This is a genomic window from Mycobacterium sp. ITM-2016-00318 (genome assembly GCF_002968285.2).
Classification (GTDB): Bacteria; Actinomycetota; Actinomycetes; order Mycobacteriales; family Mycobacteriaceae; genus Mycobacterium.
In genome coordinates, this window is sequence record NZ_CP134400.1 from 4,595,495 (window position 1) to 4,617,073 (window position 21,579).

General features: G+C 67.1%; 18 protein-coding genes and 1 pseudogene. 9 read left to right on the forward strand and 10 right to left on the reverse strand.

Annotation, left to right across the window (positions count from 1 at the left end; all coding sequences use genetic code 11):
• Positions 1–65 precede the first annotated feature (65 nt).
• From C6A82_RS22575 to C6A82_RS22585, 3 genes are all read left to right on the forward strand, one after another.
• Positions 66–2,321, forward strand: a complete 2,256-nt coding sequence (locus C6A82_RS22575; protein ID WP_105342837.1) for a helicase-associated domain-containing protein — start codon at positions 66–68, stop codon at positions 2,319–2,321.
• 144 nt (positions 2,322–2,465) lie between these two features.
• On the forward strand, positions 2,466–4,115 hold the full coding sequence (locus tag C6A82_RS22580) for a DNA repair helicase XPB (RefSeq protein WP_105342835.1): 1,650 nt from the start codon (positions 2,466–2,468) through the stop codon (positions 4,113–4,115).
• 74 nt (positions 4,116–4,189) lie between these two features.
• Positions 4,190–4,522: a VOC family protein gene (locus tag C6A82_RS22585; protein ID WP_105342833.1), complete on the forward strand. Its 333-nt coding sequence runs from the start codon at positions 4,190–4,192 to the stop codon at positions 4,520–4,522.
• A 2-nt stretch (positions 4,523–4,524) separates the two neighbouring features.
• On the opposite strand, the gene C6A82_RS22590 is transcribed toward C6A82_RS22585, so the two are convergent.
• Positions 4,525–4,869, reverse strand: coding sequence for a cupin domain-containing protein (locus C6A82_RS22590; protein WP_105342843.1), 345 nt, complete (start codon positions 4,867–4,869; stop codon positions 4,525–4,527).
• 216 nt (positions 4,870–5,085) lie between these two features.
• On the opposite strand from C6A82_RS22590, the gene C6A82_RS22595 reads away from it, so the two are divergent.
• The gene (locus C6A82_RS22595) at positions 5,086–5,391 is read left to right on the forward strand and encodes a YbfB/YjiJ family MFS transporter (protein ID WP_233216793.1); all 306 of its coding nucleotides are present in this window, start codon (positions 5,086–5,088) and stop codon (positions 5,389–5,391) included.
• Between the two features lie 11 nt (positions 5,392–5,402).
• A complete protein-coding gene (locus C6A82_RS22600) occupies positions 5,403–5,957 on the forward strand; it encodes a hypothetical protein (protein WP_199193636.1) in 555 nt (184 codons plus the stop codon).
• Positions 5,958–5,963: 6 nt separating this feature from the next.
• Here C6A82_RS22600 and C6A82_RS22605 read toward each other — a convergent pair whose 3' ends face one another.
• On the reverse strand, positions 5,964–6,953 hold the full coding sequence (locus tag C6A82_RS22605) for an LLM class F420-dependent oxidoreductase (RefSeq protein WP_105342832.1): 990 nt from the start codon (positions 6,951–6,953) through the stop codon (positions 5,964–5,966).
• A gap of 132 nt (positions 6,954–7,085) precedes the next feature.
• Between C6A82_RS22605 and C6A82_RS22610 the strand changes: the two genes are divergently transcribed.
• Both C6A82_RS22610 and C6A82_RS22615 read left to right on the forward strand, forming a co-directional pair.
• Positions 7,086–7,511, forward strand: coding sequence for a pyridoxamine 5'-phosphate oxidase family protein (locus C6A82_RS22610; RefSeq protein ID WP_105342839.1), 426 nt, complete (start codon positions 7,086–7,088; stop codon positions 7,509–7,511).
• A gap of 1 nt (position 7,512) precedes the next feature.
• On the forward strand, positions 7,513–8,109 hold the full coding sequence (locus C6A82_RS22615) for a bifunctional 2-polyprenyl-6-hydroxyphenol methylase/3-demethylubiquinol 3-O-methyltransferase UbiG (protein ID WP_105342830.1): 597 nt from the start codon (positions 7,513–7,515) through the stop codon (positions 8,107–8,109).
• On the opposite strand, the gene C6A82_RS22620 is transcribed toward C6A82_RS22615, so the two are convergent.
• Positions 8,085–9,575: a fatty acid--CoA ligase family protein gene (locus tag C6A82_RS22620; protein WP_311101483.1), complete on the reverse strand. Its 1,491-nt coding sequence runs from the start codon at positions 9,573–9,575 to the stop codon at positions 8,085–8,087. The two genes, C6A82_RS22615 and C6A82_RS22620, sit on opposite strands and share 25 nt — an antisense overlap.
• Before the next feature lie 189 nt (positions 9,576–9,764).
• Here C6A82_RS22620 and C6A82_RS22625 point away from each other — a divergent pair, with 189 nt between their 5' ends.
• Positions 9,765–11,441 (forward strand): triacylglycerol lipase, encoded by a 1,677-nt coding sequence (locus C6A82_RS22625; RefSeq protein WP_233216734.1) that lies wholly within the window; start codon positions 9,765–9,767, stop codon positions 11,439–11,441.
• On the opposite strand, the gene C6A82_RS22630 is transcribed toward C6A82_RS22625, so the two are convergent.
• From C6A82_RS22630 to C6A82_RS22645, 4 genes and pseudogenes are all read right to left on the reverse strand, one after another.
• The gene (locus tag C6A82_RS22630; protein ID WP_233216733.1) at positions 11,442–12,860 is read right to left on the reverse strand and encodes an MFS transporter; all 1,419 of its coding nucleotides are present in this window, start codon (positions 12,858–12,860) and stop codon (positions 11,442–11,444) included. It abuts the gene before it with no gap.
• 67 nt (positions 12,861–12,927) lie between these two features.
• Positions 12,928–15,084 carry a 3-hydroxyacyl-CoA dehydrogenase NAD-binding domain-containing protein gene (locus tag C6A82_RS22635; protein WP_311101484.1) on the reverse strand — a complete coding sequence of 719 codons (2,157 nt, stop codon included), beginning with the start codon at positions 15,082–15,084 and terminating at the stop codon, positions 12,928–12,930.
• Between the two features lie 17 nt (positions 15,085–15,101).
• Positions 15,102–16,312 (reverse strand): annotated as a pseudogene (locus C6A82_RS22640) (acetyl-CoA C-acetyltransferase).
• A gap of 203 nt (positions 16,313–16,515) precedes the next feature.
• Positions 16,516–17,622 carry an alkene reductase gene (locus tag C6A82_RS22645; protein ID WP_105344048.1) on the reverse strand — a complete coding sequence of 369 codons (1,107 nt, stop codon included), beginning with the start codon at positions 17,620–17,622 and terminating at the stop codon, positions 16,516–16,518.
• 54 nt (positions 17,623–17,676) lie between these two features.
• Here C6A82_RS22645 and C6A82_RS22650 point away from each other — a divergent pair, with 54 nt between their 5' ends.
• Positions 17,677–18,837 (forward strand): pyridoxal phosphate-dependent aminotransferase, encoded by a 1,161-nt coding sequence (locus C6A82_RS22650; RefSeq protein WP_105344050.1) that lies wholly within the window; start codon positions 17,677–17,679, stop codon positions 18,835–18,837.
• Here the strand turns inward: C6A82_RS22650 and C6A82_RS22655 are convergent.
• The 3 genes from C6A82_RS22655 to C6A82_RS22665 all read right to left on the reverse strand — a co-directional run bounded on the left by C6A82_RS22655 (position 18,834) and on the right by C6A82_RS22665 (position 21,427).
• Entirely contained in the window at positions 18,834–19,616 is a 783-nt protein-coding gene (locus C6A82_RS22655; RefSeq protein ID WP_311101485.1) for a DUF559 domain-containing protein, read from the reverse strand. The two genes, C6A82_RS22650 and C6A82_RS22655, sit on opposite strands and share 4 nt — an antisense overlap.
• A 244-nt stretch (positions 19,617–19,860) precedes the next feature.
• Positions 19,861–20,301 (reverse strand): SRPBCC family protein, encoded by a 441-nt coding sequence (locus tag C6A82_RS22660; protein ID WP_105344053.1) that lies wholly within the window; start codon positions 20,299–20,301, stop codon positions 19,861–19,863.
• A gap of 46 nt (positions 20,302–20,347) precedes the next feature.
• Positions 20,348–21,427, reverse strand: coding sequence for a CaiB/BaiF CoA-transferase family protein (locus C6A82_RS22665; RefSeq protein WP_105344054.1), 1,080 nt, complete (start codon positions 21,425–21,427; stop codon positions 20,348–20,350).
• Between the last annotated feature and the right edge of the window lie 152 nt (positions 21,428–21,579).

Genomic DNA, 21,579 nt, shown 5'->3' on the forward strand with positions numbered 1-21,579 from the left:
GGTGGCGAGACCGGCGCGGACGCGAGGTGCGAGACAGGCGTAAGCCTGCTTTACGCTGGTCAGTAATGTCCGAACACAACCCAGGCGTGCCGCTGGGCGCCTGGCTAGCGGATCTGCCTGACGAGCGGCTGATTCGGCTGCTCGAGCTGCGACCCGACCTGACTCAGCCGCCGCCGGGCAGCATCGCGGCGCTCGCCGCGCGAGCGCAGGCCAGACAATCGGTCAAGGCCGCCACCGATGAGCTGGACTTTCTGCGGTTGGCGGCACTCGACGCGCTGCTGACCCTGCACGCCGACACGACACCGGTGCCCCTGACCAAGTTGACCGCGCTGCTCGGGGATCGCGCCGACGAGGAGGCCATCGCCGCAGCGGTCGACGACCTGCGCGAGCGGGCGCTGGTATGGGGTGACTCCGAGGTCCGGGTCGCGGCCGAAGCCTCGTCGGGCCTGCCGTGGTATCCCGGCCAGGCGGTGCTCGAGGGCGCCGAACCCACCGGCGTTGAGATCGCCGACCGGCTTCCCGACATCGACGACGCGCAACGCGATCTCTTGCGGCGCCTGATGGAGGGTTCGCCGATGGGCCGCACGCGGGACGCGGCACCGGGCACGCCCGCGGACCGGCCGGTGCAACGGTTGCTTGCGGCGGGCCTGTTGCGGCAGGTCGACGCCGAAACGGTGATCCTGCCGCGACAGGTCGGCCAGGTGCTGCGCGGTGAGATCCCCGGACCGGTCGAGCTGACGCCACCGGATCCCGTGGTGTCGACGACAACCGCCAAGGATGTCGACGCGGTGGCGGCAGGCGCCGTCATCGATCTGCTGCGAGAAGTCGAGGTGGTGCTCGAAACACTCGGGGCCACACCGATTCCCGAGCTACGCAGCGGCGGCCTCGGCGTCCGGGACGTCAAGCGGTTGACGAAGGTCACCGGCATCGACGAGCCGCGGCTCGGGCTGATCCTCGAACTGTCGGCGGCAGCGGGGTTGATCGCGGCTGGACTGCCCGACCCAGAACCGGTCGACGGCACCGGACCGTTCTGGGCGCCGACGGTGGCGGCTGACCGCTTCGTCGAGTCCCCCGTCGCCGTGCGCTGGCATCAGCTGGCGTCCACCTGGCTCGACCTGCCCGGCAGGCCGGGACTGATCGGCGGTCGCGGCCCCGACGGCAAACCCTATGCGGCGCTATCGGATTCGCTGTATTCGACGGCCGCTCCGCATGACCGCCGATTGCTGTTGAGCGTGCTGGCCGACCTGCCCGACGGCGCAGGTGTGAATGCGGCCGAGGCGTCTCGGGCGATGATCTGGCGGCGCCCGCGCTGGGCGGTGCGGCTCCAGCCGCAGCCCGTCGGCGACCTGCTGACCGAGTCTCACGCACTGGGCATCGTCGGCCGCGGGGCCATCACCAGTCCAGGGCGCAAGTTGCTGGCGGGCGACGTGGGTGCCGTCGACGCGATGGCCAAGGTGCTGCCCGAGCCCATCGACCACTTCCTGTTGCAGGCCGACCTGACCGTCATCGTCCCCGGCCCGCTCGAACGCGACCTCGCCGACCAGTTGGCGTCGGTGGCAACCGTGGAGTCGGCGGGCGCGGCCATGGTGTACCGGATAAGCGAGGCGTCGATCCGCCGGGCACTGGACACCGGCCGCACCGCAAGCGAATTGCACGCGCTGTTCGAACGCCATTCGAGAACACCTGTACCGCAGGGTCTCACCTATCTCATCGACGACGTTGCGCGTCGCCACGGCCAGCTGCGGGTCGGCATGGCCGCGTCGTTCGTCCGCTGCGAGGATCCGGCGCTGCTCGCCCAGGCGGTCGGCGCCCCCGCCGCCGAGCCGCTGGAGATGCGACTGCTCGCCCCGACCGTCGCGGTGTCGCAGGCGCCGATCTCGGAGGTGCTCGCGGCACTGCGCACCGCAGGCTTCGCCCCCGCCGCCGAGGATTCCACCGGCACGATCGTCGACATCCGCGCCAGGGGGGCCCGCGTCCCGCCGCCTGCGAACCGTCGGGTTCCGCGACCGCTGACACCCCCGGCAGGACAGACGCTCAGCGCGATCGTCGCGGTGTTGCGCAAGGTGGCCTCGCAACCGTTCGCCAATATGCGGATCGATCCTGCGGTGGCGATCTCGCAGCTGCAGGAGGCGGCCCGGATGCAGTCCTCGGTGGTGATCGGCTACGTCGACCCCGCAGGGGTGGCGACTCAGCGGGTGGTGGCGCCGGTGAGCGTCCGCGGTGGTCAGCTGACCGCCTGGGATCCTGCCACCGGCCGGGTCAGGGATTTCGCGATCCACCGCGTGACCTCCGTCGTATCCGCCGACAACGACGAGGCCTGACCTCTGCCGTTCCCTCGCGCGCCTGTGCGTATGCAGTCGACGCGCCGCCACAAACCAACAGTTCACGCATGCTCGATGGACTGCGTGTCCGGGCCATCGGGATAATGGACAAAATGACCGACCGAAGACGACCGCGAGTCGAGAATGACTGACGGCCCCCTGATCGTGCAGTCCGACAAGACGGTGCTGCTTGAAGTCGACCACGAGCAAGCGGGCGCTGCCCGCGCGGCGATCGCGCCCTTCGCCGAGCTCGAGCGCGCGCCCGAGCACGTACACACCTACCGGATCACCCCGCTGGCGCTGTGGAACGCGCGCGCCGCGGGCCACGACGCCGAACAGGTCGTCGACGCGCTGGTTTCGTTCTCGCGCTACGCGGTGCCGCAGCCGCTGCTGGTCGACATCGTCGACACCATGGCCCGCTACGGCCGCCTTCAGCTGGTGAAGAGTCCGGTCCACGGCCTCACGCTGGTGAGCTTCGACCGCGCGGTGCTCGAGGAGGTGCTGCGCAACAAGAAGATCGCCCCGATGCTCGGTGCCCGCATCGACGACGACATCGTGATCGTGCACAACAGCGAGCGCGGCCGCGTCAAGCAGATGCTTCTCAAGATCGGTTGGCCCGCAGAGGATCTGGCCGGTTACGTCGACGGTGAGAAGCACGCGATCAGCCTCGACCAGAAGAACTGGCATCTGCGCGACTACCAGGAGATGGCCGCTGATTCGTTCTGGCAAGGCGGCTCGGGCGTGGTCGTACTGCCGTGCGGCGCGGGCAAGACGCTCGTCGGCGCCGCCGCCATGGCCAAGGCAGGCGCGACGACGCTCATCCTGGTCACCAACACCGTCGCGGGCAGGCAGTGGAAGCGCGAGCTCATCAATCGCACGTCGCTGACCGAGGAGGAGATCGGCGAGTACTCCGGCGAGAAGAAGGAGGTCCGCCCGGTCACCATCGCCACATACCAGGTGATCACCCGTCGCACCAAGGGCGAGTACCGCCACCTCGAACTGTTCGACAGCCGCGACTGGGGCCTGATCATCTACGACGAGGTGCACCTGCTTCCCGCGCCGGTTTTCCGGATGACGGCTGACCTGCAGTCCCGGCGGCGGCTCGGCCTGACGGCGACCCTGATCCGCGAGGACGGCCGCGAGGGCGATGTGTTCTCGCTCATCGGGCCGAAGCGCTACGACGCGCCGTGGAAGGACATCGAGGCCCAGGGCTGGATCGCGCCTGCGGAGTGCATCGAGGTGCGGGTGACGATGACCGACAACGAGCGGATGCTCTACGCCGTCGCCGAGCCCGACGAACGCTACAAGCTCTGCTCGACGGTGCACTCCAAGATCGCGGTGGTGAAGTCCATCCTCGAGCGCCATCCCGGCGAGCAGACGCTGGTGATCGGCGCGTATCTCGATCAGCTCGACGAACTGGGTGCCGAGCTCAACGCCCCGGTCATTCAGGGGTCGACGAAGACCTCCGAGCGCGAGGCCCTGTTCGACGCGTTCCGCCGCGGGGAGATCACCACGCTGGTGGTGTCGAAGGTCGCCAACTTCTCCATCGATCTTCCCGAAGCCAGTGTCGCGGTGCAGGTTTCGGGCACGTTCGGATCGCGTCAGGAGGAGGCACAGCGGCTGGGCAGGCTGCTGCGACCCAAGGCCGACGGTGGAGGTGCTGTCTTCTATTCGGTGGTGTCGCGCGACAGCCTCGACGCCGAATACGCCGCGCACCGTCAGCGCTTCCTCGCCGAGCAGGGCTACGGGTACGTCATCAAGGACGCCGACGATCTGCTGGGTCCCGCGATATGACGGCGTCGAGCGACGATCAAGCGGCGAGGAACGAGTCCGCGTTGAGGAGGTCGACCCAACGAGTTCGCCGCGTCATGCCGGTTCTCAGCGTCGCCGACGTCACTGCGGCCTCGTACGCATTCCGTGAGGTGCTGGGGCTATGCGAGGTGATGAACCTCGGCTGGATCGCCACATTCGCCGACGACGATCGCCGCCACCAGGTGAGCTTGATGACAAGGGATGCGACGGCGCCGGTCAACCCGAACGTCTCGATCGAGGTCGACGACGTCGATGCCGCCTACCGCGCCGCGGTCGACGCCGGACTGACGATCGTGCATCCGCTCAGCGACGAGGACTGGGGTGTTCGGCGCTTTTTCTTCGCGGATCCAGCAGGCAACGTCGTCAACGTACTGAGTCATCGACGTTGAAATTAGACGTGCGGCCCAACAGGTTTCACGACGGTCAGTAGCACAACGGCGTCCTCGAGCGCCTGCAGTCCATGCCGCGACGCCGGTATGACGATGTGATCCCCCGGCGAGCCCTCCCAATTCGCGTCCGCATTGGTGACCCGGACCCGCCCCTGCAGGACCTGCAGCGTCGCCTCGCCCGGGCTCTCGTGGTCGTCGAGACCGCTGCCACCCCTCAGCGCGATCAGAGTCTGGCGCAACGAATGCTCGTGGCCGCCGTAGACGGTGTGTGAGCTGCGACCGCTGCTGGCCGCACGTGCCGTTTCGAGATGCTCACGCGCAAGCGCGGTGAGAGAAACCTTGTTCATATATTCGGCATCCTTCGTCAGACGATCGGACATGCAATCGGGCGCTTATGCCATGACCCGCCTCGATCTGGGCTGGCAAGCCGAACCATGACCTACTCCACCATTCTCGTCCTTCGTAGAAGCGGCAAGTCGCCAACGGGCGTCTGAGGCGAAGCCTCTCAGCTGGAAGCGAATTAGTCGTGGCATACCTGCCCACCTCCGACGCACCATCGGCTGATGCACCCGCACTGGGCTCACGTCGGACGCGGCGCCGCGGCCATGGGCGCCGCCATGGGAATCGGGCGCTTCGCCTACACGCCGATCCTGCCGCTGATGACCACACAGGCCGCAATCGCCCCCGCACTGGCAGGCCAACTGGCAACCGCGAACTACGCCGGATACCAGCGCGGTCGTGTTCGTCACCGCCGTCACCTCGATGCTCGACCACCTCGCCGATCATTCACCGCACATGTCGGGATGGGGTTTCGGTGGAGTGCGCATCGGCATCGCTCTCTCCGCGCCGCTGCGTCGCGAATCGGCTAGCCTCGTTCTTCATGACGCGAAGAATCGCCGCCGCGGCGATCGCAGGGACGGTCATCGGATTCGGCGCGTTGAGCCTGGCAGCCCACGCTAACGCGGAACCGCCACCGCCTCCTCCTGCGCCGGGCGAGCCGATTCCCCCAGGTCAGCCCGTGTTCGTGATTCCAGAAGGCGATGTCGTCGCCGCGCCTGCGCCGCCGCCGGTCGGGCCGCCGATGGTGCCGGAAATCCAGAACCCGAAGTACGGGTCAGGGAACTCGAGTGGCCCGCTGGGGTTCCTCAAGGACGCCTGGAATCAGGCCAAGGACCCCTACGGTTTCGCCGAGACACCGGAAGGCCAGATGCCCGGCGGCCATCCCCCGCCACCGGGTGCCGGTCCTGCGCCGCAGCTGCCGCCCGGCTTCACGTCGCTGAACGCACCCGGTTCCGAAGCCCCGCCGAGCGCGGAAACTTCCGGCGGGCCGCCGCTGCCCGAGGGCTACTACCCGTTGACCGGTCCACCGCCGCCCGGGTACTTCGACGCACCGCCACCCGCACCGGGCACGGTGCCGATCACGCCGATCCCCTAGCCGGAGCTAGCTCAGCTCGGGGATGACCTTCTGCTCGAACAGCTCGATGCCGGAGCGGTCGTAGGCCGCCTCGGGGAAGTAGAGGATGGCGTACTCGCACCCGAGGTCGCGCATCCGCTTCAGCCGCTCGACGGCCTGTTCGGGTGTGCAGCCAAGCGAATCGGTTGACTTCACCATGTTCAGCATCGAGTCGACCGCCTGCTCGTTGGCGACGGCTACCTGCTTGCTCCGGATTCTCGCGATGCGGTCGGACACGTCGGCCTCCGTGTCGCCGATGACGGCGTTGAAGTTGGCCGAGCGGACGATCGCGTCGTATTCGGTACCGACGTTGCGGCAATGATCGGCCAGCACCTGGGACTTGTGCGCGAAGACGTCGGGCTCGGAGCTGAAGTTGGTGTAGCGCGCGTATTTCGCGGCGATCTTCAGCGTCACCTTCTCGCCGCCGCCGGCAATCCAGAGCGGCGGGCCGCCGTCCTGCAACGGCTTCGGCGCGACGATCGCGTTGTCGACCTGATAGTGCTTGCCCTGCAACGTGACTCGGCCGTCGCGCCATGCGTCGCGCATGATCTGGACCCCCTCGTCGAGTCGGCCGAGCCGCTCACCCGCCGACGGGAACCCGTAGCCGTAGGCGCGCCATTCGTGCTCATACCAGCCGCCGCCGATGCCCATCTGGACGCGGCCGCCGGAGATGATGTCCGCGGTGGCCGCCACCTTCGCCAGATACACCGGGTTGCGGTAGCTCATCGCGGTGCACATCTGCCCGAGCTTGATCCGCGATGTGCTCGCCGCATATGCCGACATCAGCGACCACGCCTCGTGCGTCGCCTCGTCCGTCGGCACGGGCACGGTGTGGAAGTGGTCGTACACCCATAGCGAATCCCACTCGCCGTTGTCGGCGTAGGTGGCCAGTTCATGCATCACCTGCCAGTGGTTCTCGGTGGGAATGTCGACGAGGTCGAGGCGCCAGCCCTGCGGAATGAACAGTCCGAAGTCCATGACGTTCGACTCTATGCCTCCGCCTGAACCGCCGAATTCTGCGGCTCGGTTGTGCCTCGCACCGCGATCGCAGCCCTCGTGCAGAATTCGATGTGGAGTCGGACGTCGGCTTAGGTGACTACCTTGAAGCTCATGGCTCTTTCCAAGGAAGAACGCGAGCAGTTTCTGGCCGAACCCCATACCGCGGCGCTGTCGGTGAGCGCCGGCGACAAGCGCGGCCCGCTGACGGTGCCGGTCTGGTACCAGTACGCACCCGGCGGCGAGCCGTGGGTGCTCACCGGTGAAGGCTCCCGCAAGCACCGGCTCATAGAGACGCAGGGCGAGTTCACGCTGATGGTCCAGCGCCTCGACCCCACCGTCCGCTACGTCGCGGTGGACGGTCCAGTCAGCCGCATCGAACCCGGCACCGACGAACTCCTCGTCGAGGTGACCAAGCGTTACCTGCCGCCCGAGGCGGTGGAGCCCTACCTCGAGATCGCCCGTCGCGAACACGGCCCCTCCGTGGTCATCCACATGAAGCCGGAGCACTGGCTCTCGGCCGACCTCGGCGGCTTCTGACATGAGCTCCCGGCAGCTGCTGTTCCGGACCTTCTACCGGTTCGGTTTCACCCCGTGGGACGGTCATCCGCTGCCGACCAGCCTGGCGAATTTGATTGAAGGCGACCGGTCGCCGACTCCCGCAACGGCGCTCGACATCGGTTGCGGCACAGGCGACAACTCCATTTACCTGGCCGACCACGGCTGGCAGGTCACCGGCGTTGATTATGTACAGAAGGCCGTCGACAAGGCACGGGCGAAGGCCTTGGCCAAAGGCGTCGATGTTCGGTTCGAGCAGGCCGATGTCACCCGGCTGTGCGAGGAGAACATCGGATCGGGCTTCTCGCTCATCGTCGACAACGGCTGCCTGCACGGGATGAACGACGAGGACCGACACGACTACGTGCGGGAGGTGACGGCGGCGGCGGCGCCCGGCGCCCGACTCCTCCTCGTCGAGTTCATTCCCGGCGGCTCCTACGGAGTGCCCGGCATCGAACCCTCGGAGGTCGCAGAGCGATTCGAGGGTCCGTGGACGCTGCTGTCGTCGGGCAGCGAGCCCGCCATGGACCACAACGGTAAGGATCCCGTCAGGTACTACCTGCTTGCGCGCGCCTCGTAGAGCGCCGCGACAGCGGGGATGCTGACCTTCAGCGCGGGGTTGCGCGGCAGGTCGTCGACGACGGTGAACGCGACGGGCACGTTGTAGACCGGCAGCGACTGCCGGACCAGGTCCTTGAGTTCGTTTTCGGCAGGCACGGGCTCGCCAGGCACGACCTCGATGGCGGCGAACGGCACCTGCCCCAGCCGGGCGTCGGGCACACCGACCACGCATGCATCGCGCACTGCGGGATGCGAGATCAGCACCCTCCGAACGGTTTCCGGCAGAACCTTGAAACCGCCGCGATTGATCGCACCGTCCGCCCTGCCGTGTAGAGTGACGAATCCGTCGTCGTCGATCGAGGCGATGTCGGTGGTGCGAATCCAGTCCTCGCTGATCGCGGTGATCTTCGCCTCCAGGAGCCCCCGCTGCCCGACAGCGAGTTCGGCGCCGGTGTCCGGGTCGACGATGCGCAGCGCCGTGTCCGGCAGCGCCCTGCCGACGCTGTTGCGCTTGGATGCGCCGAACTCGCGGTCCATCTCGGGTGTCCACGCACATAGTGACCCCGCGAATTCCGTTGCGCCGTAGGCCAATTTGACTGGAATGCCGTAACGGGCCTCGAACTCGTCGCGCGTCTCGGGATCGAGCGGACCCGACGCGCTGATCAGGAAGTCCAGCGATGCCAGGTCCTCCTTGGCGATGTCGGCGTCGAGCAGCATGCGGATGACGGCGGGCTGCACGCCTGATCGCTTGATGCCGTGCGTCTTGACGGCATTGACCCAGCCATCGACGGTGAACCGCTCCAGGATGACGATCCGTCTGCCGTTGTAGGCACCGGCGATCAGCTGGCAGACCCCGATGCCGCCGAACTGCCAGTAGGAGAACTCCGGCGGCGCGCCCGGCGCGGCGGCTTCACCACTGGTCACGCTGAACACGGTCCGTTCCAGTACCCGCGTCTTGATCGACTGCCGTTTCGGCGGCCCGGTGGTGCCGCTGGTCAGAATCTGCAGCGCCACGCCGGCTTCCGGCCGAGCGTGGTTACGCGTTTCATCGCGGCGCTCCAGTCCCGCGACCGGGACGACGGTCGGCGACCGCATCGAGAGTGCGACGCCCGCGCTGCCCGCGTGCTTGGCAGCGGTGATGACGGCGTCGGTCCAGTCCTCCTCGCCGGCCACGATCGCCGACAGGTTGAGGTTCTCGATGTCGCGGGCGATCGCGTCAGGCGACTGGAACGAGTAGATCATCGACACGGTTCGGCCGGCCGCGATGAACCCCATGATGGCCGCGGCATGCGGTAACCGGTTGCGGACCACGAGGCCGACGGGCGCATCGTCGGCGACCCCGGCATCCCGCAGCAGCGATGCGATCGCGTCTGCGTACGCGATCACCTCGTTGCCCGTGTACCAGCGGCCCTCGTACTCGATGCACTGCCCGTCGCCGTAGCCGGCCAGCCCTGCCGCGAACCTCTCGGTGAAGGGTTCGGTCACGCATCGACGATAGCCAACCGCCGGCCGTCACATATCCAAAGCGGCCATGGCGCCGTCCACCGTCGCCTTGCGGAAAAGCAGAAATCCTTCACCTCGATCTGGTTAAAGTGCAGACCTCGGCGGCTGGGGGAAGGGCTTCAGTTGGGATCGAATCGCAGGTCGGCGCTTCGTTGGTGGTTGCGGGTGGCGGTGGCTGCGTTTGTCCTGTCCGCGTGGATGACCGTCGCGGTGACCGGTGGCGTCGCCCATGCCGACAGTCCGCCACCGTCGGATGCAGGCCCGACGTCAGAAGGTGCGCCCAGCGGGCACGCGAGTCCGTCAGGCACGCCCGAATCGTCGAAGCCTGAGTCGTCGAAGCGGCCAACTGATCTGCGCGACCGGCTGACGCGACATCTCCGACCCGAGAACCGCATTCGGGCCACCCAGCGTGACGACACCAAGAAGTTCACCACTTCCACCGCGCCACGCCGGGACTCCGCGCGAGACAGCGGAACCGCGACACCCGTCGACGAAGAAGAAGCGATCGCCACCCCGGAGCCGCCTACGGCCTCGGTTGCCGCCGCGAAGCCACGCCGGTGGGAGGCGCCGCGCGCATTGCACGGCGACCGCCGCCTCGACCTGATCTCCACCGCGGTGGATCCGATCAAGCCGCGCAACCCGATCGTCGTCGCTGCCGAGCGTTCCCCCCTCGCCGACGTATCGGTGCGCAAGGTGGACCCGACGCCATCGGCGGCCGCCATCGCCTCAGTGGACCCTCCCGGACCAGAAGCGCCGAGAACCTTCCCAGGCCCCGGCGCGATCGACATACCGCAACTCGGCCGTCAAGGCGTTGGGCTCGCCTCCGATGTCGGCGTGGTCACGGCGTCGGTGGTGTACACGGTCGCGCACACCTTCGCGCAAGTGTTCGGGCCGAATGACTTTCTGGGAGTGCCCTATGCGCTTGCGACGGCGCTGGCGAATACGGCTGCGGCCGCGAGCAGAACGCTGATCGGCGCCCCGCTCGACGCATCCAGCCCTGGCCGATTCCCGGTCACCTACGGGGTGCTTGACGGCTTGTCGTTCTTCAATCCGCAGAAGCCGCCGCCTGGCGCGAACGACCCGAGCATAAAAGTCACCGACGAGCACCCGCTGCCGATCATCCTGGTGAACGGGACGACGGCGACCCAGGGCACCAATTGGTCCGTCGGAGCGCCGGTCCTCGCCAATGCGGGATACAAGGTCTACACCTTCAACTACGGCAACGTCACCGGGAACCCCAATTCACCGATCCAGGCGACGGGCGACATCGAGAAGTCAGCCGAAGAACTGGACGACGAGATCGACAGGGTGCTCGCGGAAACCGGCGCGGAGAAGGTCATCCTCATCGGCCACTCGCAGGGCGGCGGCATCCTGCCCGCGTACTACATCAACAATGTCGAAGGCGGCGCCGACAAGGTGTCTCAGGTCATCGGCATCGCCCCGAGCAATCACGGCACCGACTTCAACGGCCTGGCCGGTCTGTTGAGCGTCCCGGTCGCGGGACCTCTGGTCGCTTCGTTCGTGAACCTGCTCGGGCCCGCCTTCATTCAGCAGACGGTCGGTTCGGACTTTCAGCAGGAGGTGTACGGCGAACAGGAGACCGACCCCCGCGTCCAATACACCAACATCATCACGCGTAACGACGAGATCGTCACGCCGTACACCCAGCAAGCTCTAGAAGGCGACAACGTCACCAATATCATTCTGCACGAACGGTATCCGGGATACCCGGCGGGACATCTCGGCGTCGTGCTGAGCCCGCAGGTCTGGTCCATCGTCTTGGACGCGCTGGAAGCCAACCCTGAGGCGAACCCGCAACTTCACCCCGCCGAGGAACTGGCCGCGTAGCTACGGCTCGGTGCGAGGTGGCGTCGACGGCATCGCAATGACCGCGGCGGCAGAGGCGACGGCCACCACCAGCACCCCGACGAAGACGGCCGCCGTGCCGGACTGAATGGTCGCGGCGCCAAGCGTATGCACGTCGCCCTCACCGAACACCGAGTTGGCGATCGCCCCGAAGACGGCGACGCCGACCGCGCTGCCCAGCGACCGCGCGAACATGTGCGTGCCGCTGACGACGCCTCGCTCGTCCCAATCCACGCTGGACTGTGCGGCGACGAGGGCAGGCAATGCCAACAGGCCGAGCCCGCAACCGGTCACGAAGCACAGCGCCGCCATCGCGACGATGCTCGGTTGATGCGCAGTCGCGACGAGCCCGCCGGTGCCGAGCAGCGCCAGAACGGCGCCGATCAGCCCGGTGCTCTTGAAGCCGATCCGAAGGTAGATCCGCCCGGCCAGCCCCGCGGTCAACGGCCAGCCGATGGTGAGTGTCGTCAGCGCCAGACCCGCCTCGACCGGCGACACGCCGAGAGATCCCTCGAGGTAGGTCGGCACGTAGGACGTCAGCCCGATCAGGATGGCCCCGACACCGAAACCGATCAGCGTCGTGGTCAGCAGCAGTCGCCGCGTCAGAACGAAGCCGGGCAGAATCGGCTCGACCGCCCGGCGGGCGGCGACCACGAATGCCGTCAGCAGCGCGGCACCGGCGCCGAACACGCCGATGCTCGCCATCGAACTCCAGGCCCAGGCCTGTCCGCCGCCGAGAATCCCCAACACGAGCAGCGTCAATCCGGACGTGAGCAGCACCGCGCCGCGGACGTCGACAGATCTGTCGCCGCGATCGGCGTCCTCGTGGAAGCGGCGGATCATCATCCAGGCCGCCAACAGACACAGCGGCACGTTGATCACGAAGACCCACCGCCAGATGCCCAGCTCTGCGAACAGCCCGCCCAGGGTCGGCCCGATCACCGATGCGATCGCCCACACGCTGGCGAAGTACCCCTGCACCCTGGCGCGCTCGGCCAGTGTGTAGATGTCGCCTGCGATCGTCACCGACATCGGTTGCACCGCACCGGCACCCGTTCCCTGGATAGCGCGGGCGACGATCAACGCGGGCATCGACCACGCGACCGCGCAGAGCACCGAGCCCGCCATGAAGAGGCCGATGCCGACCAGCATGACCGGCTTGCGGCCGAACAGATCGGACAGCTTCGCGTAGAGCGGCGTCGTCACCGCCTGCGCGAGCAGGTAGCCGGAGAACAACCACGGGAACAGCGCGAAGTCGCCGAGTTCGCCGACGATCGTCGGGATCGCGGTGGCCAGCACGGTCGCGTCCAGCGCGACCAGGCTGAGGGAAACCATGATCGAGACGAGGACGGGTCCTCGCTCCGACCGAAACCCGACTCCGTCGACAGTTTCGGCACTCACTGAACCCACGATACGAAAAGCCCCCGAAGGCACTTGGCCTGCCCCGGGGGCTGTTTCGTTTCCAGCGTTACGTGTTCAGCGAAGCCGGCGGGTTGAAGCGGTCGCCGTAACGGGCGGCCAGCTCCTTGGCACGGGCCACGAAGGCCTCCTTGCCGGTTCCGCCTGCTCCCTGGTAGCCGACGATGAACTGCGCGCTGCCGCCGGTGTAGGGCGGGAATCCGATACCCATGATCGAGCCGATGTTGGCGTCGGCGGTCGACGTCAACACACCCTCGTCGAGGCACTTCTGGGTCTCCAACGCTTCCGCGAACAACATCCGGTCGATCATGTCCTGCAGCGGAATCTCGGTGCAGCCGGAGTTGAACGTCTCGGCCAATCCCGGCCACAGACCGGTGCGCTTGCCGTCGGCGTATTCGTAGAAACCGGCGCCCTTCAGACGGCTGGGCCGCCCGATCTCGATCATCTTCTCGACGACCGCCTCGGCAGGGTGCGGCACATACGTGCCGCCCTCGTCCTCGACACCCTTGCGGGAGGCGACGGCGATCTTGTGCATCAGCTCGAGGTTGAGCTCGTCGGACAGCTGCAGCGGCGGCGCCGGGTAGCCGGCCTGGCTGCCCGCCTGCTCGATGCTCGCGGGCGCGATGCCCTCGCCGAGCATCGCCAGCGCCTCGTTGACGAAGGTGCCGATGACCCGGCTGGTGAAGAAGCCGCGGCTGTCGTTGACGACGATCGGGGTCTTGCCGATGACCAGCGTGTAGTCGAACACGCGGGCCAGCGCCTCGTCAGAGGTCTTCTCGCCCTTGATGATCTCGACCAGCGGCATCTTGTCGACCGGGGAGAAGAAGTGGATACCGATGAAGTCCTCCTGGCGCTTCACTCCGGTAGCCAGACCGGTGATCGGCAGCGTGGACGTGTTCGACCCGAGCAGCGCGTTGGGCTCGACGATGTCCTCGATCTCACCGAACACCTTGTGCTTCAACTCAACCGACTCGAACACGGCCTCGATGACGAAGTCGACGCCCTTGAAGTCGGCGGCGTCTGCGGTCGGCGTGATGCGGGCCAGCAGCTTGTCGGACTTCTCCTGGGTCGTCTTGCCGCGCTCCAGCGCCTTGGCTTCGAGCTTCTCGGAGTAGCCCTTGCCCTTCTGCGCGGCCTCGATGTTGACGTCTTTGAGCACCACGTCGAACCCGGCCTTCGCCGAGACATAGGCGATGCCCGCGCCCATCATGCCCGCGCCGAGCACGCCGATCTTCTTGATCTCCTGCTTGGCGATGCCCTCGGGCCGCGAACCGCCGCCGTTGATGTGCTGCAGGTCGAGGAAGAACGCCTGGATCATGTTCTTGGCGGTCTGCCCCGTGACGAGCGTGGTGAAGTAGCGGCTCTCGATGCGCGAGGCGGTGTCGAAGTCCACCTGTGCACCCTCGACCGCGGCGTCCAGGATGGCCCGCGGCGCCGGCATCGGCGCGCCCTTGAGCTGCTTCTTCAGCAACGCTGGGAACGACGGGAGGATGCCGGCCAGCGCCGGGCTGGACGGCGTGCCGCCCGGCATCTTGTAGCCCTTGGCGTCCCACGGCTGGGTGTGCGCCTCGGGATTGGCCTTGAACTCCTTTATCCAAGCCTTAGCCCTCGGCACCAGTTCCTCCACGGTCGGCAGCACCTCGTCGACGAGGCCGACCTCCTTGGCCTTGCCGGGCTTGAATCGGGTGCCCTGGGAAAGCACCTCCATGAACGCCTTCTGGATGCCGAACATCCGGACGCTGCGGGTGACGCCGCCGCCGCCGGGCAGCAGGCCGAGCGTCACCTCGGGGAACCCGACGACCGCTCCTGGCACGTCGGCGATGATCCGGTGGTGGGCCGCGAGCGCGATCTCGAGGCCGCCGCCGAGAGCCGCACCGTTGATGGCGGCGACGACGGGCTTGCCAAGGGTCTCGAGCGCACGCAGATCGCGCTTGACCGACTCGACGGTGTCGAACGCCTCGCCTGCGTTCTCCGGGCCGAGCTGGATCATGCCCTTGAGGTCACCGCCCGCGAAGAAGGTCTTCTTCGCACTGGCGATGACGACGCCGCTGATCGAATCCTTCTCGGCGACAAGGCGTTCGACCGCGTTGTGCATCGACTCGCTGTAGTGCTCGTTCATCACGTTCGCCGAACCGGTCGGGTCGTCGAGCGTCAGGGTGACGATGCCGTCGGCATCCTTGTCCCACTTGATCGTGTTCTCTGCCATTTCTGAAGGACCCTCTCTCAAACTCGTTCAATGATGGTCGCGACACCCATGCCGCCGCCGATGCACAGCGTGACGAGCGCGCGGCGCGCGTTGCGGCGCTCGAGCTCGTCGACCATGGTTCCGGTGATCATCGCGCCGGTGGCGCCGAGCGGGTGGCCCATCGCGATGGCGCCACCGTTGACGTTGAGCTTCTCGTCGGGGATGTTCAGATCCTTCTGGAACTTCAGCACCACCGAGGCGAAGGCCTCGTTCAGCTCGAACAGGTCGATGTCGTCGACGGTCAGCCCCGCGCGGTCGAGCACCTTGCGGGTGGCGGGCGTCGGGCCGGTGAGCATGATGACCGGATCGGCACCGCTGGTGGCGGTGGCGACGATGCGGGCCCGCGGGGTCAGGCCCTGCGACGTGCCTGCCTTCTCGGATCCGACGAGCACCAGCGCGGCGCCGTCGACGATGCCGGAGCTGTTGCCGCCGGTGTGCACGTGGTTGATGCGCTCGACGTAGTGGTACTTCTGCAGCGCCACATCGTCGAAGCCGCCCATGGCGCCGACGCCGTCGAACGCGGTCTTCAGCTTGCCGAGGCCCTTGAGGGTGGTGTCGGCGCGCATGTGCTCGTCGTGGTCGAGGATGACCAGGCCGTTCTGATCCTTGACGGGGACGACGGACTTGGCGAAGTAGCCGCCCGACCATGCCGCGGCGGCCTTCTCCTGGCTGCGCAGCGCGTAGCGGTCGACGTCCTCGCGGCTGAAGCCTTCGATGGTGGCGATCAGGTCGGCGCCGATGCCCTGCGGGACGAAGCCGATGCGGTAGTTGGTCTCGGGATCGGTCGCCCACGCGCCGCCGTCGGAGCCCATCGGGACGCGGCTCATCGACTCCACGCCGCCGGCGAGCACAAGGTCGTCCCAGCGGAGCGGACTTTCTGCGCGGCGGTGTTGACGGCCTCGAGGCCCGACGCGCAGAAGCGGTTGAGCTGGAAGCCGCCGGTGGTCTCGGGCAGCTTCGCGACGAGCGCCGCGGTGCGGGCGATGTCGCCGCCCTGGTCGCCGACGGGCGACACGACGCCGAGGATGAGGTCGGAGATCAGGTTCTCGTCGAGGTCGGGAAAGCGCATGCGCAGTTCGTCGATCAGACCGACGACCAGGTTGACGGGCTTGACCTCATTGAGGGCGCCGTTCTTGTTCTTGCCGCGAGGCGTACGAATGGCCTCGTAGATGAAGGCTTCTTCAGACATGAAGATAGTTCCTGTTCAGATGGGGTTAGGTGGGAGACCTGCCCGCATGGGCGGTTGTCCTCTGCGCCAGCCTACAGCCTCGGCCAACCTGTTGGTTGGGAGGTACATCACCCTCGCTTCCCCACACACCCCATAACGCCGAAACTCACGTATAGGCGGGAAAGCGCGAATGGATCCCGCCAATATGTCGATCTCGGCGCGACTCAGGCCACTTCGAGAGAGTCGGCCTCGGCGAGCGTCGGGTAGTCGATGTAGCCGACGGGTCCCGGTGCGTAGAACGTCGCGACATCCGGCTCGTTGAGCTCGGCGCCTCGGGCCAGGCGCTCGATCAGGTCCGGGTTCGCGAGATACGCGCGGCCCACCGCGACCGCGCCGACGACACCCCAGTCGACGAGGTTCTCCAGCTCGCAGAAGTTGGTGTCGATGCCCCGCGGGGTGTTGAGCACCAGCGTGGATTCCCACACCGAGCGGATGACCGCGAACGCGAGCTGTGTCGGCTCGATGACCAGGTGCAGGTACGCCAGCCCGAGCGGGGCGATGCGGTTCAGCAGCGCCTCGTAGGCCGACACCTCGTCGACCTCGCGCATGTCGCCCGCATCGTTTCCCGGCGAGATCCGTAGCCCCACCCGGCCCGCGCCTATCTCCGCGGCGACGGCTTCGACCACCTCGGCCGTCAACCGGGCCCGATTCTGCGGTGAACCGCCGTAGACGTCGTCGCGCCGATTGGTCACGTCGGAGAGGAATTCGTGCAGCAGATACCCGTTGGCCGAATGGATCTCGACGCCGTCCATCCCGGCGTCGACGGCGCGGCGGGCGGCGGAGCGGAAGTCGGCGACGACGGCAGGGATCTCGTCGGTGCGCAGCGCGCGCGGCACAGGCAACGGCTTACGACCGGTCGGCGTGTGCGCTGTCATGTCGGCGGCGATCGCCGACGGGGCGACTGTCTCCACGCCGCTGATCTCCGGATGGCCCATCCGCCCGACGTGCCACAGCTGCACGAACATGCGGCCGCCTTCGCCGTGCACGGCGCCGGCGATGTCGGCCCACCGCCGCTGATGCCGGTCGGTGAACATCCCCGGTGTGTTGAGGTATGCGCCGTTGGCTGCCTTGGAAATTGCCGTCGCTTCGGTGACGATCAGACCCGCCGACGCGCGCTGCCCGTAATAGAGCGCGGCAAGCTCCGAGGGTGTCGCATCGGCCTCTGCGCGGGAACGCGTCAATGGGGCCATGAACAACCGGTTGTCGGTCGACACGTCGCCGATCGTCGCGGGCCGCAGAAGCGCTGAATTATCGTCGAGGGTGAAAGCCATGCCGCTGACAGCGCTCGGCAGCGGGCGTTCATTCCTGCCCTACGCTTGCGACCCATGACGGTGAAGCGGCTGCAGCCCTACGCGGTGACGATCTTCGCCGAGATGTCGGCGCTGGCAGCACGCATCGGCGCGGTGAACCTGGGCCAGGGATTTCCCGACGAGGACGGCCCGCCTGCGATGCTCAAGACCGCGGAGAACGCGATCGCCGAGGGCGTCAACCAGTACCCACCCGGGCTGGGCATCCCGCCGCTGCGCGAGGCGATCGCCGCGCAGCGCAAGCGGAACTTCGGCACCGAATACGACCCCGACACCGAAGTGCTCGTCACCGTGGGTGCGACGGAGGCGATCGCGGCGTCGGTCATCGGACTCGTCGAGCCGGGCAGCGAGGTGCTGCTGATCGAGCCGTTCTACGACTCGTACTCACCCGTCATCGCGATGGCCGGGTGTGAGCGGCGCGTCGTGCCGATGGTGGCCGACGGTCGCGGCTTCGCCATCGACGTCGACGCGCTGCGCCGAGCCGTCACGCCGAAAACCAAGGCGCTGATGATCAATTCACCGCACAACCCAACCGGGATGGTGGCCTCCGACGCGCAACTCGCCGCGATTGCCGAGCTCGCGGTGGAGGCCGACCTGCTGGTCATCGCCGACGAGGTGTACGAGCACCTGGTCTTCGACGGCCACCGGCACCTACCGCTGGCCAACTATCCGGGGATGGCCGAGAGGACGATCACGATCTCAAGCGCGGCCAAGATGTTCAACGTCACGGGGTGGAAGATCGGCTGGGCCTGCGGCGCAGCTGATCTCATCAAGGGCGTGCGCGCGGCCAAGCAGTATCTGAGCTATGTCGGCGGCGCGCCGTTCCAGCCCGCTGTGGCCCAGGCCCTCAACACGGAAGAGGCCTGGGTTGCCGGTCTGCGGGGGTCGTTGCAGGCCAAGCGCGACCGGCTCGGCACTGCGCTGGACGAGTTGGGCTTCGAGGTGCACGACAGCTTCGGCACGTACTTCCTGTGCGCCGACCCGCGGCCGCTCGGCTACGAAGACAGCACCTCGTTCTGTGCCGACCTGCCGGAGAAAGCGGGCGTGGCCGCCATCCCGATGGCGGCATTCTGCGAGTCGACCGACAACCAGTGGAATCACCTGGCGCGCTTCGCCTTCTGTAAACGCGACGACACCCTCGACGAGGCGATTCGACGGCTGGCCGTGCTTCGTCGCTAGCTCACGCGTCGAACGTGAAGTTGTTGGACCCAGTCGTCGAGGAACGCGTGCATCAACGTCACGTTCGGTACCGCGCCGAGTGCCCTTGCGACGCGGTTGACAACAGATATCGGCTGATCGCGCAGCTGCACCCAGCTGAGACGAATAATCGTCCAGCCCTGCGCGGCGAGGAATTCGAGGCGTTCGATATCGCGAGCACGCTGAGTAGGATCGGTCCAGTGCTGCGCCCCGTCGTACTCGATCGCGACCTTGTGCTGCGGCCAGCCTAGGTCGAGGCGGTAGAGCGGACTCCCGTAATCGTCTGGAACGACGATCTGGGTGGCCGGCCGCGGCAGGGCCGCCATGAGAACCAGTAACCGGACTAAAGACTCCGGCGGGGACTCAGCACCTGCGTCTGCGAGGCCCAGCGCTATAGCGGCATTTCGCGTACCCCGCAGGCCAGGGTTGCGGTTCAACACCGCTTGAGCGTCGAGCGCAGAGCAGCCGCTCACCCGCAGCACCGCGTCAATTTTCGGAACTGCTACAAGCAGCGGCAGACGCCGGGCGATGTCGAAGGCGGTACGCGCAGGAGTTGTCACCCGCATATCCCCCACGCGGCAGACATCGCGACTGCAGAGCGAATCGCTGTACACACGGATCTTCTCAGGGGCCCGGCGATTGGACCGAATCAGCTCCGCCGGCTCCGACGCGTCGAGCCAACGACTGCCCAGCACGGCGGCGGCGCTGCATCCTGCAACCGTTGCCAACCTGCCAGACCACAGCCATGCTGCGACGGCCATGTCCCTCGCTGACAGCTCGGCACTCTTGTCGGCATACACATTGCGATACAGCTTCGTGTACCCGCGGCTGAGTTCGCGCCGTGTCAGCCTGCCTGAAGCGAGCGCCTCGCTCGCGACCACGATCTTGTCTCGCATGCAGGCATGGTCGGGCGGTAGACCGACACCTCGTACGACCGTGCAGAAGTTATTCACATTCCGCAGGTGAAGCGTTCAACAACTACACGCTCGTCGCCAAGGCCGAATATCAGTGGCCGATCTGCGCGACGCGCTGACGCAGGCTCTCCGTCGCAACGTCGAGCACCTGTTTCTTGGCCCGCTTGATCAAGAAGTTGGGCACCGGTGCGGCGAGTTCAAGGATGATGTCGAAGCGCACCCGCGTCCTGTCCTCACCCTCGGGCGTCAGGTTGTACTCCGCGTGCAGTCCGCGCTGTGCGGCGGTCGCCGACGAGTCCCACACCATCCACCGGTCGCCCCAGTTGTATTCGACGATCTCCTTGTCGGTGACGCCCATGATCTTCAACGTGGCCTTCACGTGGTGCGGCCTGCCGTCGGGATGGCGGTCGAGAACCTCAGCGCTTTTGTGCAGTGAGGACCAGGACGGCACCGAGTCGATGTCTGCGAGCACGTCGAGGATGGTGTCGACTGGGGCGTCGAAGACGACCTCCCGCGACGCTCGAACAGCCATGTTGGCAAATGTAATCCTCTTGCCGCGAGGCGTCAGCCGACTCGCGTCACCACCCGATTTCCTGGAGCGCGGTGGTGTTCTTCGGCGGTGTTCCGACCGGACCGGACGGAGTTCTGGAGAACCGCGGCGCAGGTGCCGCCTGCTCGACGCCGTCGTTGTCCAGCACGGTGGAACGCGCTCTGAGATGTTCGTTTTCCGCCGCCTCCGTCCAGGTGAGCACAGGCGTCACGCATGCGTCGGTGCCGGCGAAGACCTGCGTCCACTCTTCGCGGGTCTTGGTTGCGAACCGTTCGGCGAAGATCTTCTGCATCGTCGGGTAGGCACCGATCTCGAACTGACTCGGTACGTCGTCTGCGGTCAGCTCGAACCCTCTCAGCAATTCCGCGAAGAACTGCGGTTCGATCGCGCCAACGGCCATGTACCTGCCGTCGGACGTTTCATAGGTGCGGTAGAACGGCGCGCCGCCGTCGAGCAGAAACGACTCGCGCTCGTCGCGCAGTGACCCCGTCGCTTTCATCGTCCACATCATCTGCGACAGGATGCTGACGCCGTCGACCATCGCGGCGTCGATCGCCTGCCCCGTGCCGGACCGCTCGCGCTCGTAGAGCGCGGCGACGATGCCGACTACGACGAACATCGAGCCACCGCCGAAGTCGGCGACCAGATTGAGCGGGGCAACGGGCGGGCGATCGCGGTAGCCAATGGCCGACAGCGCACCTGTCTGCGACAGATAGTTGATGTCATGGCCCGCGGTCGACGCCAGCGGACCGTCCTGGCCCCACCCGGTGATGCGCGCGAAGATCAGCCGCGGGTTGACGGCGGCGCACTCCTGCGGCCCGATCCCGAGCCGCTCGCAGGTGCCGGGCCGAAAGCAGTCGAGCAGCACATCGGCCTTGGCCGCCAGGTCGAGCAGTCGTTGCGGCTGACTCTTGACGTCGAGGTCGACGATGCGCTTGCCGCGGTGCAGCAGGTCGACGTCCTCCGCGGGCATCGTCAAACCGCCCGGCCGACGGACGCGCACGACGTCGGCGCCCATGTCGGCGAGCATCATCCCCGCGTGCGGCCCAGGGCCGATGCCGCCGAGCTCGATCACCCGCACCCCTGCCAGGGGCCCAGTGTTGGCCATGCGGGTTGACGTTACTAGCGGCGCACGCACGCTCACAGGGCCGTCCTCGAGCCGTTGTGTCATCGCTGTCAATATCGTCGTTTCCAGGCATCGGTGCCGTTTCGACCCCCTACCCTGACGCCATCGGGCAGTCCGTCGGACCGCACGTTCAG

Coding starts and splice junctions, on each gene's coding strand:
- C6A82_RS22645 (WP_105344048.1), bottom strand. CDS start 17,622: ATGGCTTTCACCCTCGACGATAATTCAGCGCTTCTGCGGCCCGCGACG.
- C6A82_RS22595 (WP_233216793.1), top strand. CDS start 5,086: ATGCACCCGCACTGGGCTCACGTCGGACGCGGCGCCGCGGCCATGGGC.
- C6A82_RS22660 (WP_105344053.1), bottom strand. CDS start 20,301: ATGGCTGTTCGAGCGTCGCGGGAGGTCGTCTTCGACGCCCCAGTCGAC.
- C6A82_RS22605 (WP_105342832.1), bottom strand. CDS start 6,953: ATGGACTTCGGACTGTTCATTCCGCAGGGCTGGCGCCTCGACCTCGTC.
- C6A82_RS22665 (WP_105344054.1), bottom strand. CDS start 21,427: ATGGCCAACACTGGGCCCCTGGCAGGGGTGCGGGTGATCGAGCTCGGC.
- C6A82_RS22655 (WP_311101485.1), bottom strand. CDS start 19,616: ATGGCCGTCGCAGCATGGCTGTGGTCTGGCAGGTTGGCAACGGTTGCA.
- C6A82_RS22585 (WP_105342833.1), top strand. CDS start 4,190: ATGCCGGTTCTCAGCGTCGCCGACGTCACTGCGGCCTCGTACGCATTC.
- C6A82_RS22650 (WP_105344050.1), top strand. CDS start 17,677: ATGACGGTGAAGCGGCTGCAGCCCTACGCGGTGACGATCTTCGCCGAG.
- C6A82_RS22635 (WP_311101484.1), bottom strand. CDS start 15,084: ATGGCAGAGAACACGATCAAGTGGGACAAGGATGCCGACGGCATCGTC.
- C6A82_RS22575 (WP_105342837.1), top strand. CDS start 66: ATGTCCGAACACAACCCAGGCGTGCCGCTGGGCGCCTGGCTAGCGGAT.
- C6A82_RS22600 (WP_199193636.1), top strand. CDS start 5,403: ATGACGCGAAGAATCGCCGCCGCGGCGATCGCAGGGACGGTCATCGGA.
- C6A82_RS22590 (WP_105342843.1), bottom strand. CDS start 4,869: ATGAACAAGGTTTCTCTCACCGCGCTTGCGCGTGAGCATCTCGAAACG.
- C6A82_RS22580 (WP_105342835.1), top strand. CDS start 2,466: ATGACTGACGGCCCCCTGATCGTGCAGTCCGACAAGACGGTGCTGCTT.
- C6A82_RS22610 (WP_105342839.1), top strand. CDS start 7,086: ATGGCTCTTTCCAAGGAAGAACGCGAGCAGTTTCTGGCCGAACCCCAT.
- C6A82_RS22615 (WP_105342830.1), top strand. CDS start 7,513: ATGAGCTCCCGGCAGCTGCTGTTCCGGACCTTCTACCGGTTCGGTTTC.